This window comes from Paenibacillus sp. J2R1T-4 (assembly GCF_059692235.1).
Genome location: NZ_JCAUBA010000004.1, coordinates 205,809 through 222,667 on the forward strand (window position 1 = coordinate 205,809; position 16,859 = coordinate 222,667).

Sequence of the window (16,859 nt, forward strand, 5' to 3'; positions counted from 1 at the left end):
TGTCAAAAGCCCAGAACGTGCATAGACTGTATTGTCATTCTGAAGAGGCAGGAGGTTTATGCATTGAAAATTCATATTGTCAAAAAAGGCGACACGATGTTCGAAATCGCTAAGAAGTACAACGTTGAGCTGCAAAAACTGATCGATTTCAACAAACAAATCGCTGATCCGGACAAAATCGATGTAGGGATGAAAATTCGCATTCCCACATCACCAGCACCAGTTGCCCCCCCGGTAGGCGAAATCACGCACAAACACACAGTGGTGCAAGGCGATACTCTGTGGAAGCTGTCCAAGGCTTGGGGAGTACCATTAAAAGCAATGATCGATGCCAATCCGCACCTTAAAAATCCAAACATACTTATGACTGGTGATACCATCTACATCCCAAAAGTCAAACCGCATCAGCAAATGCAAGCGGCCGTACACGGTAACAAAGTAAGCACCGCGCTTATTGTAGCAGAAAACTTGCCAGTTGAGCTCCCGGAAGTTGTGGAGAAGCCGCAGGTCCAGGTTCCTGAAAACCCGCAAATGCCAGTAAAGGCAGAAACGAAAGAAGCAGTGAAAGAAGCAGTGAAAGAAGAAGTGAAAGAAGAAATAAAAGAAGAAATAAAAGAAAAAATGAAAGAAATGCCGCAGGCGAAACCATCAGTTGCACCTAAGGCAGTTGAAAAGCCTGCTGTTGCTCCAAAAGCTCAAGTATCTCCAGCAGTCAAAGAAAAGCCTGTTACACAGCCTAAAGCTACAGTTAGTCCAATGCCATCTCCAAAAATGGAGAACAAATCAATAAATCCGCAATCGTACCCAGCCGCACCTGGAATGGCGGGTATGTCCACTGGGCACGGAAATCCTTGGTCTGCCGAAGCTGTTGAGCCATTCATGCAATACCAGACACCAGCAACCGAAGCAGGGGCTATGCCGAGTTGGGGACATAGTGGGCAGCCGCAAAATGCAATGTTTGCTCCATACAGTAACGGCCCGGTTGGTCCTATGATGGTATCGCCTTACAGCAACATGCCGACCGCAAATGCGCCAATGGTATCGCCTTACAGCAACATGCCGTCCGCAAATGCGCCAATGGTATCGCCTTATAGTAGTATGCCTTTTCCGAATGCGCCGATGGTGTCGCCTTCCAGCAGCAATATGCCTTTTCCGAATGCGCCGATGGTGTCACCTTCCAGCAGCAATATGCCTTTCCCAAATGCGCCGATGGTGTCGCCTTCCAGCAGCAATATGCCTTTCCCAAATGCGCCGATGGTGTCGCCTTCCAGCAGCAATATGCCTTTCCCAAATGCGCCAATGGTGTCGCCTTCCAGCAGTAATATGCCTTTCCCAAATGCGCCGATGGTGTCGCCTTATAGCAGTAATATGCCTTTTCCAAATGCGCCGATGGTGTCACCATATAGCAGTAATATGCCATTTGACAATGCGCCGATGGTGTCGCCGTATAGCAGCAACCCGCCATTTGACAATGCGCCGATGGTGTCGCCATATAGCAGCAACCCGCCGTTTGACAACTGGCCAATGGTGTCGCCGTATAGCAGCAACCCGCCGTTTGACAATGCGCCGATGGTGTCGCCGTATAGCAGCAACCCGCCGTTTGACAATGCGCCGATGGTGTCGCCGTATAGCAGCAACCCGCCGTTTGACAATGCGCCGATGGTGTCGCCGTACAGCAGCAATCCGCCGTTTGACAATGCGCCGATGGTGTCGCCGTACAGCAGCAATCCGCCGTTTGACAATGCGCCGATGGTGTCGCCGTATAGCAGCAACCCGCCATTTGACAATGCACCGATGGTGTCGCCGTACAGCAGCAACCCGCCGTTTGACAATGCGCCAATGGTGTCGCCGTACAGCAGTAACCCGCCGTTTGACAATGCGCCGATGGTGTCGCCGTACAGCAGCAACCCGCCGTTTGACAATGCGCCGATGGTGTCGCCGTACAGCAGCAACCCGCCGTTTGATAATGCGCCGATGGTGTCGCCGTACAGCAGCAACCCGCCGTTTGATAATGCACCGATGGTGTCGCCATATAGCAGCAACCCGCCGTTCGGTCACGTCCCGCATCATGTCATGCCTTACTACTCTCCTTATGCCGCTGGTTTTCCTCCGTATGGATGGGTAGGCCCTGGTCACATGATGCCGTATGGCTATGGACATCCAGGTCATGGGGACTGGGTCAAAAAGGATTGCAACTGTCATGAGAATCCTCCAGTAGCTGCCGCAGCAACCGAAAAGAAAGCCAAAATCTCGGTATCTGACCAGCAACCTGTGAACGCTAGTACAAAGAGCAGCAACAGCCGCTCTGCTAGAAAAAACAGAATCTCTTCATCCCAATCACAAAAGAAATCTAACTCGCCTTGGACAAGAGGATAATAGTACTTTCTATTACCATACTATGCAACATGATGATGTGAAGTATAAGGGGAATGCCTTCTGGGAAAACTAGAGAAAAATTCTAGGACGGAAGGGATTCCCATGAACTTCGCCAGCATATTGAAACAGTTAAAGAAACGTCTTCGTATAAATAGAAGATGGCTCTTTCTCGGCTCAGTCGTGCTTATCGTTGGTGTTTGCGCCATCTGCCTCTCATTGTATGGCAGTGGAAGTCAGAATTCTGATATACAATCTGTAATGGCTTCGATGTCAGTTAATAAGATAGATCCGGACGAAGCAGTGCTGTCCATGTTAAGTGAGGCTGGGGACAAGCTTGATGTAACAACGATTCGCACTTTCATCTGCGGGGAAGAGACCGAGCACCTTGGAGTTCTCACTCCTGCCGAAATTCGAAATATTCATTCTGAACACCCGGAATGGGTAGTGACGAGGAATGGAACGAATGTAGTTCTGATGGAACAGATTGATGATTTGTCTCCTGGATGTAAAGACACGGCTTATTTTGGATTGGACAAGGAGGATAACCTGTCTTTATTCGATGGAATCCCATCGGATAAGAAGGTGATCCGCACTTTTTTTCAGCTGAATATGGGATTTCTGGAAAGCAGTCTCCAGTTGGAAGCAATCGAAGAGCTGCGGCAAGGAATTCGCGTGACGGATATGTTAGAGTACAATAGCGTTCTGTCTACTTTCAGTGAATTTGCAGTCGAGCAATAGAGCATTATTCAATTGACAGCTATCCGACATTTAACAGGCAGAGTGGACGATCTGTCTGTTTTTTTGCGTTCAATCATACTTTTTCTTGCGATTTTTTGCTATAATGGCAAAAGAGAACACACATATGTTCGCTTTTATAGCTGACAAAGTGATGGATGGAAGGGTTAGGGAGTGAATATATGCGGGTGCTTGGCATCGATCCGGGTATAGCGATTGTCGGCTTCGGAGTTATTGATAAGCAAGGGCACAAGCTTGTGCCCGTTCAATATGGTTGTATCCAGACAATGGCTCATACCGATCCGGCTATTCGTCTGAAAGAAGTTTATGAATCTGCCTTGCAATTAATTGATACCTACAAGCCGGAAGCGATGGCGATCGAGAAGCTGTTCTTCAATAAGAATGTTACGACTGCTTTTACTGTAGCGCAGGCACGAGGTGTATTAATATTGGCAGGTGTTCAACGCGGACTTAGTATAGCGGAATATACCCCGCTGCAGGTCAAACAGGCCATTGTTGGTTATGGGAATGCTGAGAAAAGGCAAGTTCAGGAGATGGTCAAGCTATTCCTGAAGCTGTCGGCCATTCCCAAACCGGACGATGTTGCTGATGCCTTGGCCATTGCTATATGTCATGCGCACTCTGCCGTATTACAGAACAAATTGAATGGAGCCTCGAAGCCATGATAGATTTCCTCAGAGGAAAAGTAGTACATAGAGAAACAGAATACGCCGTTCTGGATGTTCACGGTGTAGGGTATCGGGTATTTTGTCCGAATCCCTATGCAGCGGGGGCGGACAAAGAAGAGACAACCCTGTATATTCACCATCATGTAAGAGAGGATGCTATACTGTTATTCGGCTTTCTTACAAGAGATGAACAAGCTTTGTTTCGCAAATTGTTGGACGTCAATGGTATTGGTCCGCGCGTAGCGCTTGGCATTCTTTCTGCTGGCCGGCCAGAGGCTGTAGTGGCGGCCGTTCAACAGGAGAACCTGGCGTTTCTTATGAAGCTTCCTGGAATCGGGAAGAAGACCGCGCAGCGTATTGTTCTCGATCTGAAGGATAAGCTGGGGGCCATTCCAGTCCCGGCAGGAGCCATCTCGATGACGGGTGGAATCTTCGGCAATGAACTCCCAGGAGCCGCTTATATCGGTGAAGGCGGGGCGGCATGGTCAGAAGCCAAAGAAGCTCTGATTGCTTTAGGATACTCCGAGGCAGAGGCTGATCGTGCATGGAACAAGGTGAAACAGAAGATGAAAGACGGAGATAAGTCAGAAGTATTAACGAAGCTCGCTCTGCAAGCACTGTATAGCGGGGTGTGAGAGGAAGAAAGTGATGGACGACCGTATCATATCGGCTAACCTGATGATGGAAGACGATATCGTGGAGCTAAGCTTGAGACCAAGGTATTTGGCGGAATATATCGGCCAGGCACAAGCGAAGGAAAACCTGGAAATTTACATAGAAGCAGCCAAGATGCGCAAGGAAGCGCTTGACCATGTACTGTTGTATGGTCCTCCAGGGCTCGGGAAGACGACACTGTCTAATATTATTGCTAATGAATTAGGCGTAAGTATTCGCACCACTTCGGGGCCTGCTATTGAACGTCCAGGTGATCTAGCTGCTATATTAACGAATCTGCAAGAAGGCGATGTATTATTCATCGATGAGATTCATCGCCTGCATCGGACAGTGGAAGAAGTATTATACCCGGCTATGGAGGATTATGCGCTTGATATTATTATCGGCAAAGGTCCCAGCGCAAGGTCCGTAAGATTAGATTTGCCTCCCTTTACGCTGATAGGCGCTACAACACGCGCTGGCTTGCTATCCTCTCCTCTCAGGGATCGGTTCGGAGTAGTTAGCCGTCTTGAATACTATACGGTGGAGGAGCTTAGCTACATCGTCAGCCGAACTTCCGACATACTCCATGTTGGAATTATCGGAGAAGCAGCTACTGAAATTGGTAAGCGTTCGCGCGGGACGCCTCGAATTGCTAACCGATTACTGAAACGGGTAAGGGACTATGCGCAGGTCAGAGGAGACGGAATTATCACGCTCGATATTGCGCAGACTGCGCTTAAATTAATTCGAATCGATGATCTTGGCCTGGATGAGATTGATCATAAGATGCTTCGGGCGATCATGACTAACTTCCGCGGAGGCCCTGTAGGACTAGATACGATTGCGGCCACGATAGGTGAAGAAAGTCAGACTATAGAAGATGTGTACGAGCCGTATTTACTGCAGATTGGATTTCTGCAACGAACACCAAGAGGCAGAATGGTGACACCTCAAGCGTATCGACACATCGGACTGCCAATGCCTGCGGGCAATGGCAAAGCCGCTGACGAAGATGGCTCAAGCGCCATTTGACAGCACATGCAGAAGGGTGATGTGAAAGTGATGGGCATATTCCGCAATAACAAACGACACACAATCGCGATCCTGCTCGGTCTAAGCTTAACTGTTACAGCAGCGATACCTGCTATACCAACGACCAGCTATGCAGCTGTTCCTAAGTTGGATCAGATTCGTGTTGCTTTATTCATTGACTATGGGAAAAGTTATAAAGCAGTTGTATCAACTGTTACCTTATCATCGGACAAAGGTTTGGAATTGGGCTTGCGCCACCCAGGCGGCATCAATCCATGGGTAACTGCTCCGGCTGGTGTTCTGGTAAGGGCTAGCGTGGATCGTTATAAAGTTATGTTGGCAGAGACGCCAGACTATACGTTTGCCGAGACAATTGCCAAGGCACTGCAGACAACACAGGATAAACCGTACGTGTTCAAATCCTTGAAGCAAGGCAAGGTCGTGTACCGAGTCTATGCAGGGATGTATAACAGTATGCAGCTTGCGTCAGATGCCGCACAGCGGATTGCAAACGGTGCTTCCACAGGCGTTTTGTTGAAAGGGATCGTTCCTTCCGTAGCCGGTTCGTATTATGCAAGTGCAGGTACATTCGCTACCGAAGCTCTTGCCAAGCCTATTCTAGACTCTTTACTCCAGAATGGACTCGAGGCTAACCTGACGGTGCAAGAGCAAGCCGGCGTACCTGTATATGCGGTGTGGGTCGGTGACGCTGCTGATGACACTCAGCTAGACGTATTGATGCAGCAAGCCGCAAAGCTCGGTATTGCACTTCAGAAAGTGGATCGTACTCAACCCTATTTACTGAAACGTGAAGAGGTCACGCCTGGACTGGCTGGAATCACCCTATCCCGTGGTGCCGATCATTACAGCTTTAATGGCAGTGACTCCGGCCAGAAAGTATGGGTATCTACAAAGGACAGCACCATTCTCGTTGAAGAACGCAGTAAGCGAAAGTACAGAGGGAGCATGGAATTAAGCGAGTTCAATGGAAGCCTTGCGGTAATAAATGAGGTTCCATTCGAGGCATATCTCGTTTCAGTGGTCGGTACAGAGATGAATAATAAATGGCCAGCCGAAGCATTAAAAGCACAAGCCGTGGCTGCGCGGACTTTTGCGATCAAGCAGGGGATGAAGTATCAGATTGCTCATATCTCGGATTCAACTACTGATCAGGCCTATTATGGGACGGGTGTTGAGGGGGATGCTACTGCTGCTGCCGTCCAAGCGACTGCTGGAGAATTAATTCTTCATAAGGGCGCGCCTATCTCTCCTTTTTATTACTCCAATGGCGGAGGTATGACTGGAGACGCCGTTGAAGTGTGGGGACAGGTTGTCGATTATATCGCAGCTGTGCCCAGTCCTGACGAAGGGGCTGCTGCCAACGAGCTTGATTGGTACCGAGTTGTTTTGGCGGACGGCACAATCGGGTATATCCGTTCTGACTATGCGACAGATACCGGAATGAAATCTCCCGCAGGTCTCAAGATCGCTGTTGCCAACGAGTCAGGAGTGGCAATACGTCCTGCGCCTTATGTAGATAATGTGAAGAATGAAGCCATCACGAAGGTGAACAAGGGAGATCGGATGACGATCATCGGTCAAGATCTGGAATCTAATGAGTTCACATGGATTCGCGGTCCGTTTACTGGCGTCAAGCTGTTGGAGACGATCAACAATACGATTCCAACTCCTGTCACAGGTCCCCTCCAATCGCTTGAAGTATCCAAAAGAGGACCGTCCGGCAGGGTTACCGAATTAACAGCCAACGGAAAGGCCATTCCGCTCACTAGACCTGACAACTATCGCACGGCGTTGAACGGGGCTCCGAGCACAAGGTTCGAGATTGAAGAGACGGCCAAAGTAACCGTACTTGGTGCAGACGGAAAGCAGCGTCAATTAAACGGAACACAAGGCACGGTGTACGCTTTGACAGGTGATTCCGCATCTACATCCAAGCCAATTCAACCTTCTAAAGGCACCTATTATGTGACTAATCATACTGGCACGGTTCGACCAGTAACTGCGGACCCACAATATCGCCTTATTGGTAAAGGGTTCGGTCACGGACTAGGGATGTCCCAATGGGGAGCGAGAGGGCTTGCAGAGTCCGGGTATGACTACCGATATATACTGCAATACTATTACAGTGGAGTAACTATAAGTAAGGAATGAATATACGAATATGGATGTTAATTGGTTTGATTTTGATTTGCCCGAGCGACTAATAGCTCAAACTCCTTTAGTCGAGAGAACGTCGTCTCGTCTGCTAACGCTTAACAAAGCGACAGGAGAAATTGCCCATCAAGGCTTTGCACAATTGATCGATTACTTGCAGGAAGGTGACACCCTTGTACTGAACAATACGAGGGTTATTCCTGCGCGACTATTCGGAGTAAAATCGGATACTGGGGCTAAGGTAGAGGTACTGCTGCTGAAACAGCTGGAAGGAGACCGTTGGCAAGCATTAGTACGTCCAGGGAAAAGAATTCCCGCAGGTACTGAAATAAGCTTTGGAGTTGATTTGTCTGCCTTAGTGGAAGAGGTGGGCGAGATGGGGATGCGGACGATCCGGTTCATATATGCTGGCATATTCCAGGAAATTCTGGACCGATTGGGTCAAATGCCTTTGCCTCCCTACATCAAAGAGCAGCTTGAGGATAAGGAACGATACCAGACTGTCTATGCCAAGCATGATGGATCTGCAGCTGCTCCGACTGCTGGACTGCATTTTACTCCTGACTATTTGCAGCAGATTAGCGCAAAAGGAGTCCATATCGCTTATTTAACGTTGCATGTAGGGTTAGGCACATTCCGTCCGGTCTCAGCTGAACGTGTAGAAGAACATGCCATGCACGCCGAGTATTACAGGATTGAAGCTGAAGCCGCTGATCTATTGAATCAAGCCAGAATAACAGGCAGCAGAGTAATTGCGGTCGGGACGACTTCGGCCAGAACACTGGAAACGATAGCTCAGCTTGCAGGTGATTCTCCTATTGAGCCTTGTGAAGGATGGTCAGACATCTTTATATATCCTGGCTACAAGTTTAAGATTGTGGACGCGCTGCTTACGAACTTCCACCTTCCTAAATCTACACTGGTGATGCTGGTGAGCGCATTAGCAGGAAGAGACGCGGTTATGAGAGCTTATCATGATGCGATAGAGCAAGAATACCGTTTCTTCAGCTTTGGAGATGCAATGTTCATCTATGAATAACGTTGGTACTAACGAATGAGAGGGAATGGAAGCATGGCAGTAACATATGAGGCAATTAAAACGTGTAAGCAATCAGGCGCCAGACTAGGAAAGGTGCACACACCGCACGGAGTAATCGATACTCCAGCTTTTATGCCAGTCGGCACCTTAGCTACGGTCAAGACGATGAGTCCGGAAGAGCTCAAACAGATGGATGCTCATATTATTTTGAGTAATACGTACCACTTGTTTCTTCGCCCGGGACATGAGGTAGTTAAGGAAGCGGGTGGATTGCACAAATTCATGAATTGGGATCGCCCAATCTTAACGGATAGCGGCGGATTTCAAGTATTCAGCTTAAGTGAGCTTCGCAAAATAACGGAGGAGGGTGTACATTTCCGCAATCATTTGAACGGAGACAAGCTCTTCTTGACACCTGAGAAAGCAACTGAGATTCAGAATGCGCTCGGAGCCGATATTATGATGGCATTCGATGAATGTCCTCCGTACCCAGCTGAGTATGATTACGTGAAGCAGTCGCTTGAGCGTACCTCACGTTGGGCTGAGCGCTGTCTCGCAGCACATGCTAGGCCGCATGATCAGGCTTTATTCGCCATCATACAAGGCGGGATGTATACCGATTTGCGTAAGCAAAGCGCTGCACAGTTGACTTCTATAGATTTCCCGGGGTATGCTATTGGTGGACTGAGTGTTGGTGAATCCAAGCCGCTCATGTACGAAATGCTGGAATGTACGGTTCCATTGCTTCCGCAGCAGAAGCCCCGCTATCTCATGGGGGTCGGTTCTCCGGATGCATTAATTGAAGGGTCCATTCGCGGGATCGACATGTTCGATTGTGTACTCCCTACTCGAATAGCCCGTAACGGAACATGCATGACCAGTACTGGAAGGTTAGTCATCCGCAACGCGAAGTATGCTCGGGATTACGGACCGCTCGATCCGAATTGCAGCTGCTACACGTGCACTAACTATTCAAGAGCTTATTTGCGCCACTTGATCAAGGCGGATGAGACGTTCGGAATTCGATTGACAACGTATCACAACTTGCACTTCTTGCTTGAAATGATGCGGGGAGTTAGACAAGCTATACGGGAAGATCGTCTATTGGATTTCCGTGATGACTTCTTCGAGCGCTATGGTATGAATGACAATTCAAAAGGTTTTTAATGGAAGAAAGGAGGGAACAACATGTGGTATTTAGCAGAAGCGGCTGAAAGCCCAGGTGCTGCGAGTTATCTAACGACATTTTTGCCGTTTATTTTGATGTTCGCCGTCTTGTATTTCTTGCTTATCCGTCCTCAACAAAAGAGATCCAAGACTCGCACCAGTATGCTGAGTCAGCTTAAGAAGGGTGATAAGGTCACTACAATTGGCGGTATGCATGGTACGATTGTTGAGATTACCGACGATATCATCGTGCTTCGAGTCAATGATGTAACGAAGCTGACTTTTGATCGTTCCGCGATTAATGCAGTTGTACAATCAAGTCCGGTATCCGAGTAAGAAGGGTGTCGGGTCTTGAGTCCTTACATAGAACAAATAAACAAGCGTGCAGCCGCCTGGCTGCACGCTTGTTTGTTGCGTCGGACTATATGGATCGAACAGGATCCAAATTAGTTCACTGAACATCCCGTTGTTGTTTCTTCATTTTCAAGCTGTTGGGTACACCGACTTGGTTCAACAATTGGCGGCCTGTGCTTAGACGAAGAGCAAGCTTGGAAGCAAATAAACCAAGAACTAATCCTCCGCACATATCGGTTAACCAGTGAATGCCTAGATAGAAGATGGAGAAAATAATAATGGCTGCGCTTATAGGTACGAATATTTTCCAGAAGCGGCTATTCGATTTTCTTGCTAACATGGCCAATGTTACAGAAAGGGAAGTGTGGAGGCTTGGAAAACAATTATCCAATCCTGACAATGGCCGATATTCTGCCTCAAAGCTAGGGAACACGTCGAGCATTAGAAATTTGACACTTGGTGTAAAAGCATGAACCTCGGTAACAGGAAAAAACAGGTAAAACGGAATAGCAATCATATAGTTCAGCATAATGGCATAACAAAGAGCGTTAAATAACTTCATTTGCTTCTGGTAGGTATAAAGGAAAATAGAAGTTACCATGAGTGCTGTAAAAACGACCACATAGAAATAACTAAGGAAAAAAGTCAGTGCACTGTTCTCGAATACTCTCTGGAACACTTCTACGAAATTGCCCTCAAGTTTGTGAATTTCTTGGGTAAAGTCATTCAAATTATGCATTTGACTTTCTATAAACAGCTCAAGTTTGTTGAAAAACAATACTGTTAAGACAGCTAGGAAATGAAAAAGATATTTACGATTTGTAAACAATACTTGGACAAACGTACCTGCTGCGTGAAAAGGTAAAAGCGGGCTTCTTTTTAATGAAAAGACAAGTAATAAATAGACCGTTATGGCAATGTATATAGAAACTTGGGTCATCGAGTGTATGACAAACATGGTGTATCCCCCTAAAAATGGAAATAAGAACGGCTGAACTCAACTATTATAGCATAGGGGCATAAGAAGTGAAATGACTGTAGCTGTATTATTTCCTATTTACACCGACCATTCCGCCGAGAGCACCGCACGCAAAGGATAACGCCAGCAGAGCTAATGTCTGTGCGCCAAAATGAGCGTCAAACCCAAGAAAGCCAGCCAATAAAATAATAATCCCATACAAAATGCCTGCCATACCACCGTGATACCAACCCTTGTTTGCAGCACGTTTTCCGCTGGCCATGCCCCCTATAACAGAAGCAACGGCGTGAATGATATACACCCAAGTCGAAAGAGACTGCTCTTTCAGATCCGTCCAAGCGAGAATCATAGATAACACAATCATACCGACGAATAAGCTGATCGTAGCATTAACAAGTCCAGACAGCAGAGGAGAAGTAATACGCAAGCGGGGCACCTTAGTGAATGAATTCATCTTAATGAACACCTCCGAAATTAGTCGTACTAGTCTTATGTCCCCATTGTATGGGCAGCTTGACCAAAATAGTACAAGGGAACGGGTTTCCATTCATGATGCAACTGCCAATTATTGATCATCTCGAATAAGTATGAGCAACGTTTACCATGGTCAGAATACCATTGAATCCAAATGATCGGAGGGAATCTTGGTTGCTATCCATGGACATTTCAACTCTGTTCTTGCGCACTGTGTTAATTTACTTTGTCGTGTTCATAACTTTGCGTATTATGGGTAAACGTGAGATCGGCAAGCTGTCTGTCTTTGATCTGGTGATCTCGATTATGATTGCAGAAATTGCGGTGTTTGTTATTGAGGATACTTCACTCCCTCTAACACACGGGTTACTTCCTATGTTTACTCTGGTGATAATTCAGATTCTGATCGCCTACCTTTCCTTGAAGTCACAAACCATCCGCGGATGGTTCGATGGTCAGCCGAGCTTCATGATTCAGAACGGAAAGCTGAATCGAGAAGAGATGAGCAAGCAAAGGTACTCGTTGGACGATTTGTTATTGCAGCTTAGAGAAAATAAAATAAACAATGTGGCTGATGTTGAATTCGCCATTCTGGAAACTTCCGGGAAACTAAGTGTGCTCGAGAAACCTAAGGATCAGAGAAACATCCCTGCTGCTCAAGGCGAAGTGAAATTCAGCTATGAAGGCTTGCCCGTTTCCTTAATCATGGACGGCAAAGTACAGAATGAGAATCTGGAGAAGCTCGGCAAAACTAGGTTCTGGTTGAAAAATCAGCTGCAAGCTAAAGGGATTATGGATTTTAAAGAGGTGTTCTACTGCTCAGTGGATCATAAAGGGAAATTGTATACCGACTTAAAGCGTAAGAGATGACGTTAAGGTGTGTGTGTTAAGCGGTTAACGATTTCTGAAGATTTTGTTCAGCCATGGCACCCGGCTCATATCTTCCTTTTTCACCATACCGAACATGATCATTGCGGCTCCATAAACGAGCCCTCCTGCCACACAGGAAGTTATGAATTTCAGCAGAGTTAGATCGGTCCACTGAACATACATGGCTAAGTGGCAGCAGGCAGCCATGATGATCATGCCAATCCCGGCTTTCACAAAATGAATGTTGTCCATTCGGAACTTGACATGACGTACGACACTGTTCCAATGCAAGAGCGTAACTAGAATAATATTAGCATTAATTGCCACAACGGCACCCTGAATGCCCCACTGCGGTTTGGAGGCTAACCAGACAATAAGCGAGAGCTTTACTGCAGCCCCTATAAAGGTATTGAACAAAGCCGTACCCGGACGGTCCAATGCCTGCAATGTAGCCTGCAAGGGCCCTTGGAAATATATAAACAGAGCAACGGGGGCCATCATCTTCAGCATTCGGGCGGCCTCAATATTCCCGTACATATAGTAGCATATCGGCTCAGCCAGCATGTACATCAGAACAGCGAACGGCGCTCCTGTAACCAAGGACAGCCGCAGGGACTGATGCAGCCGCTTATGGATCGTCTTAATGTCGTTTTTGGCTGCCGCTTCTGACAAAGATGGAACGAGCGATACTGCGAGAGAATATGTCAGTGCTCCAGGGAGCAGAAGAATCGGGATGACCATACCTTGGAGAATCCCATATTGTGCCGTTGCAACTCCAGTTGCGATTCCGGCCACAGCGAGACTCTGAGCGATTAGAATGGATTCTAACAAGTAGGAAGTCGAGCCTACAAGCCGACTTCCAGTTACCGGAATCGAAATCGTAAGAATACGTTTCAACTCCGAGCTGGCACGCGTCTCGCCTGCTGTGATGATTAATTTCTTCACCTGCAAGCGAATTGGATTCCGAAAATGATGATATAACAGCACGGCCATTCCGCATAACTCTCCGAACACTACTCCAGCCATTGCCCCTGCAGCGGCTTTCTCAATCCCATACGGCAACATAAGATACGCACCGATCAGCATCGCAGCAATTCGCATTAAGGTTTCAACGATCTGGGAAACAGCGGAAGGGATCATGTTCTGCCGCCCTTGAAAATATCCGCGAAGCACAGCGGAGATAGCCACGATTGGGAGGATCGGACTCATACTAATAAAGGTGTCATATACTCTTGGGTCAGTTAATATCCGTGTTGTGATCCAGGGAGCAGCGACCAGACAGAAGACAGTGAAAATGATGCTCAGTCCGACTGTGATGGTCAGGGATATCTTAATGATGTTACGAATACGTTTGACATTTCCTTCGGACTCGGCCTCAGCAACCAGCTTGGCCACTGCAAGTGGAATCCCGCCAGTAATAATAGTAAGAACTACGATCATGAACGGATACCCTAGCTGGTACAGCCCGACACCTTCAGCGCCCATGATACGCGGCAGCGTGATTCGGGGAATAAAACCAAGAAGACGGTTGACGATACCTGCTGCGAGCAGAATGAGGGTCCCTTTAATAAATGATTGTTTCTTCAAGGCTGTATCTTCCTTCCATGGCCGTAGCTAGTTTACTTATGACTATGCGAAAGGTGTCCAAGCTCATGCTAGGTTTTTTGCAGGGAAGGAGAATCAAGGGCAGGAAAAACAAGTTTTTTCTCGAATACCTATTAGGATGGAAGGTCAGGGGGGAATGCTTCGTGAAGTTGGATCGTAACAATGAGCTTGTTGTTCTATACAATCTGGATGACGAGAAGGGCCACACGATCCGTGAGTTATGCGTCAGTAAGGCTGAGGAATTCCGAATGCTGGGCTACGATCAAGTTACAGGGCAGGATGTATGGAACTGCGTCTGCGATAAATATATCAAGACGGGTGAGCCGCTGCTGCACAAGATGGTCAACGATATTTTATCCTTGAAAGTAACATCGCTAATGAACTGGATGACGCTGAGCGTTTATAAAGGAGCCCAATTCTGAGGAATGGGCTTTTTGTTTGTGGTTGGATATGATGGGCTCGATTTATGGTGAAATTGTACAAATTGACTCGAATTTTGCGTATCGCTATAATAGGAATATTGAGTATTGAAGGGAGTTCGTTTACATGGATTTGAAAAGGCTCGTTACATTCTTGCTAATTGTAGTAGTTTCCCTCGGAGTTATTGCAGGGACAAGCCCATACCTGTTGAAGCAAATCAACCTGGGACTGGACTTGAAAGGCGGATTTGAGATTTTGTATGAAGCCGAGCCTATTGAAGCGGGTCAACCCATTTCCAGAGATTCGTTAATTGAGACGGCTAAGGCCTTGGAGGACCGCGCGAACAAGAGCGGTGTCGCCGAGCCGGAAGTAACAACGGAAGGATCGAACCGGATCCGTGCAAGATTAGCAGGAGTAGAGAATCAGGACGAAGTTAGAAAGCTCCTGAAAAAGCCGGCAGAGTTATCTTTCCGCGGACCTGACGGTACGAAGGAATTAGTTGGTAGCGATTTCGTAGCTGGCGGAGCTGAGGTTGGCTTCAGTCAGACGAATCAGCCGGAGATTCATATCAAGATCAAAGAAGCCGACAAGTTCAAGAAAGTAACGGAGAAGCTGTTAGGCAAACCGCTCGCTATTTATTTAGATGAGGAAGAGTTGTCTGCTCCGATCGTCCAGCAGGTGCTGACGGATGGTAGCGCGACAATTTCAGGAAGCTACTCCTATGAAGAAGCAAAGAAAATTAAAGATACGATTAACTTAGGTGCGTTGCCATTGAAATTGACGGAGAAATACACGCAATCCGTTGGTGCGACACTGGGTCAAAAATCGTTGGAACAAACCGTTAAAGCCGCTATTATCGGAACGGTGCTTATTCTGATCTTTATGATTGTTTTTTATCGCATTCCGGGTCTCGTCGCATCCGTGACTCTAGTCACTTATACTTGGGCCGTGCTGCTAGTATTCTATTTCATGAATGCTACTATTACTCTCCCTGGTATTGGTGCCCTCGTTCTCGGGATCGGGATGGCCGTCGATGCCAACATTATTATGTACGAACGGATCAAAGAAGAAATTCGCAGCGGGAAAAGCTTGTTGTCCTCGCTCAAAGCAGGGTCCAAGCATTCATTCCGCACCATTATGGATGCTAACATCACGAATATTATTGCAGGAATAGTACTTTACTACATCGGGAACGGCGCTATACGAGGTTTTGCCCTGACGATGATTGTAAGTATCCTGATCAGTATTCTAACGAATGTCATTTTCTCAAGAGTATTGATACAGCTGTTAATTCGTTCCAATCTGTTCAAGAAACCGAGCTATTACGGCGTGAAGGAGGATGAGATCCGTGTACTTTAAAGACTATAAGAAACGGTATGACTTCGTAAAACACCGGAACATCTTCTTCGGCCTGTCAGCAGCCGTAACGGTTATCGGGATCATTATGTTATTCGTGTTCAATTTGCATTATGGGGTTGATTTCAAGTCAGGGACCTCGATTGATCTTTCCGTAGGCAAATCTGTAACTCAGGAAGAAGCGGATCAGACCTTTCAAGATGCGGGACACCCGCCTGTAATCCGCACAATAGGTGGAGAAAACAAGGACCGCATCTCCGTTCGTTATGATGAAATTTTATCAGACGATGAAGTCAAAAAAGTGACGGATACCTTCATAGCTAAGTACGGTACTCAAGTATCATCCGAGGTCAATATCGTTACTCCGGACATGGCCCGTGAGCTAGGTAAGAAGGCGCTGATCGCTATAGCGATTGCCAGCATAGGTATCAGCTTATACGTTATGATTCGATTCGAGTGGCGGTTCGCTCTATCGGCAATTATTACCATTCTGTACGATGCTTTCTTCGTAATCGCAATTTTCTCGATCTTCCGATTTGAGGTTGATCTGCCGTTTGTGGCTGCGATCTTAACTACAATCGGGTATTCCATTAATGATAAGATTGTTATTCTGGACCGGATTCGTGAGAATCTCCGATTCTCCAAGACTCGCACAGATGAGGAATTAGCGGATCTGGTTAATAAAAGTATATGGCAGACGATGGGACGTTCCATTAATACGGTTGTCACCGTACTCATTGCTGCAGGATGTCTGTACATTTTCGGGAGCGAATCCATCAAATTGTTTGCATTAGCCAAGATGATCGGATTAGCAAGCGGGGTTTACTCTTCGATCTGCCTGGCAACGCCTATGTGGTTTTTACTGAAACGGCAGACACTTAAATCAAAGAAAGTAGCAGTAGCGAAGCAATCTTAATAACGGATAGGGGCT

General features: G+C 47.0%; 16 protein-coding genes. 13 read left to right on the forward strand and 3 right to left on the reverse strand.

The window, feature by feature from the left end; translation table 11 throughout:
* The first annotated feature begins 63 nt into the window (after positions 1 to 63).
* The 9 genes from AC58QD_RS09870 to yajC all read left to right on the forward strand — a co-directional run bounded on the left by AC58QD_RS09870 (position 64) and on the right by yajC (position 10,206).
* Positions 64 to 2,376, forward strand: coding sequence for a LysM peptidoglycan-binding domain-containing protein (locus AC58QD_RS09870; RefSeq protein ID WP_497332567.1), 2,313 nt, complete (start codon positions 64 to 66; stop codon positions 2,374 to 2,376).
* A 102-nt stretch (positions 2,377 to 2,478) separates the two neighbouring features.
* Entirely contained in the window at positions 2,479 to 3,114 is a 636-nt protein-coding gene (locus AC58QD_RS09875; RefSeq protein WP_497332569.1) for a BofC C-terminal domain-containing protein, read from the forward strand.
* 179 nt (positions 3,115 to 3,293) lie between these two features.
* Complete coding sequence (ruvC, locus tag AC58QD_RS09880) at positions 3,294 to 3,797, forward strand: crossover junction endodeoxyribonuclease RuvC (RefSeq protein WP_497332571.1); 504 nt, start codon at positions 3,294 to 3,296, stop codon at positions 3,795 to 3,797.
* On the forward strand, positions 3,794 to 4,435 hold the full coding sequence (ruvA, locus tag AC58QD_RS09885; RefSeq protein ID WP_497332573.1) for a Holliday junction branch migration protein RuvA: 642 nt from the start codon (positions 3,794 to 3,796) through the stop codon (positions 4,433 to 4,435). Before ruvC ends, ruvA begins: the two co-directional genes overlap by 4 nt.
* Before the next feature lie 13 nt (positions 4,436 to 4,448).
* Entirely contained in the window at positions 4,449 to 5,489 is a 1,041-nt protein-coding gene (gene ruvB, locus AC58QD_RS09890) for a Holliday junction branch migration DNA helicase RuvB (protein ID WP_497332575.1), read from the forward strand.
* Between the two features lie 30 nt (positions 5,490 to 5,519).
* Entirely contained in the window at positions 5,520 to 7,661 is a 2,142-nt protein-coding gene (locus AC58QD_RS09895) for a SpoIID/LytB domain-containing protein (protein WP_497332885.1), read from the forward strand.
* 10 nt (positions 7,662 to 7,671) lie between these two features.
* Positions 7,672 to 8,703 carry a tRNA preQ1(34) S-adenosylmethionine ribosyltransferase-isomerase QueA gene (queA, locus tag AC58QD_RS09900; RefSeq protein ID WP_497332577.1) on the forward strand — a complete coding sequence of 344 codons (1,032 nt, stop codon included), beginning with the start codon at positions 7,672 to 7,674 and terminating at the stop codon, positions 8,701 to 8,703.
* Positions 8,704 to 8,736: 33 nt separating this feature from the next.
* Entirely contained in the window at positions 8,737 to 9,870 is a 1,134-nt protein-coding gene (gene tgt / locus AC58QD_RS09905; protein WP_497332579.1) for a tRNA guanosine(34) transglycosylase Tgt, read from the forward strand.
* A 21-nt stretch (positions 9,871 to 9,891) separates the two neighbouring features.
* Entirely contained in the window at positions 9,892 to 10,206 is a 315-nt protein-coding gene (gene yajC / locus AC58QD_RS09910; RefSeq protein WP_497332581.1) for a preprotein translocase subunit YajC, read from the forward strand.
* A gap of 115 nt (positions 10,207 to 10,321) precedes the next feature.
* Here the strand turns inward: yajC and AC58QD_RS09915 are convergent, their stop codons facing one another.
* Both AC58QD_RS09915 and AC58QD_RS09920 read right to left on the reverse strand, forming a co-directional pair.
* Complete coding sequence (locus AC58QD_RS09915; RefSeq protein WP_497332583.1) at positions 10,322 to 11,182, reverse strand: phosphatase PAP2 family protein; 861 nt, start codon at positions 11,180 to 11,182, stop codon at positions 10,322 to 10,324.
* 88 nt (positions 11,183 to 11,270) lie between these two features.
* Positions 11,271 to 11,657 carry a TIGR04086 family membrane protein gene (locus AC58QD_RS09920; RefSeq protein ID WP_497332585.1) on the reverse strand — a complete coding sequence of 129 codons (387 nt, stop codon included), beginning with the start codon at positions 11,655 to 11,657 and terminating at the stop codon, positions 11,271 to 11,273.
* A gap of 203 nt (positions 11,658 to 11,860) precedes the next feature.
* Here AC58QD_RS09920 and AC58QD_RS09925 point away from each other — a divergent pair, with 203 nt between their 5' ends.
* Positions 11,861 to 12,547, forward strand: a complete 687-nt coding sequence (locus tag AC58QD_RS09925; protein WP_497332587.1) for a DUF421 domain-containing protein — start codon at positions 11,861 to 11,863, stop codon at positions 12,545 to 12,547.
* A 24-nt stretch (positions 12,548 to 12,571) separates the two neighbouring features.
* Here the strand turns inward: AC58QD_RS09925 and spoVB are convergent, their stop codons facing one another.
* On the reverse strand, positions 12,572 to 14,134 hold the full coding sequence (gene spoVB, locus AC58QD_RS09930) for a stage V sporulation protein B (RefSeq protein WP_497332589.1): 1,563 nt from the start codon (positions 14,132 to 14,134) through the stop codon (positions 12,572 to 12,574).
* Between the two features lie 161 nt (positions 14,135 to 14,295).
* On the opposite strand from spoVB, the gene AC58QD_RS09935 reads away from it, so the two are divergent.
* From AC58QD_RS09935 to secF, 3 genes are all read left to right on the forward strand, one after another.
* Complete coding sequence (locus tag AC58QD_RS09935) at positions 14,296 to 14,574, forward strand: post-transcriptional regulator (protein ID WP_497332591.1); 279 nt, start codon at positions 14,296 to 14,298, stop codon at positions 14,572 to 14,574.
* 124 nt (positions 14,575 to 14,698) lie between these two features.
* Positions 14,699 to 15,931: a protein translocase subunit SecD gene (secD, locus tag AC58QD_RS09940; RefSeq protein ID WP_497332593.1), complete on the forward strand. Its 1,233-nt coding sequence runs from the start codon at positions 14,699 to 14,701 to the stop codon at positions 15,929 to 15,931.
* Positions 15,921 to 16,844, forward strand: a complete 924-nt coding sequence (secF, locus tag AC58QD_RS09945) for a protein translocase subunit SecF (RefSeq protein ID WP_497332595.1) — start codon at positions 15,921 to 15,923, stop codon at positions 16,842 to 16,844. The genes secD and secF overlap by 11 nt, the downstream gene beginning before the upstream one ends.
* Positions 16,845 to 16,859: the final 15 nt, after the last annotated feature.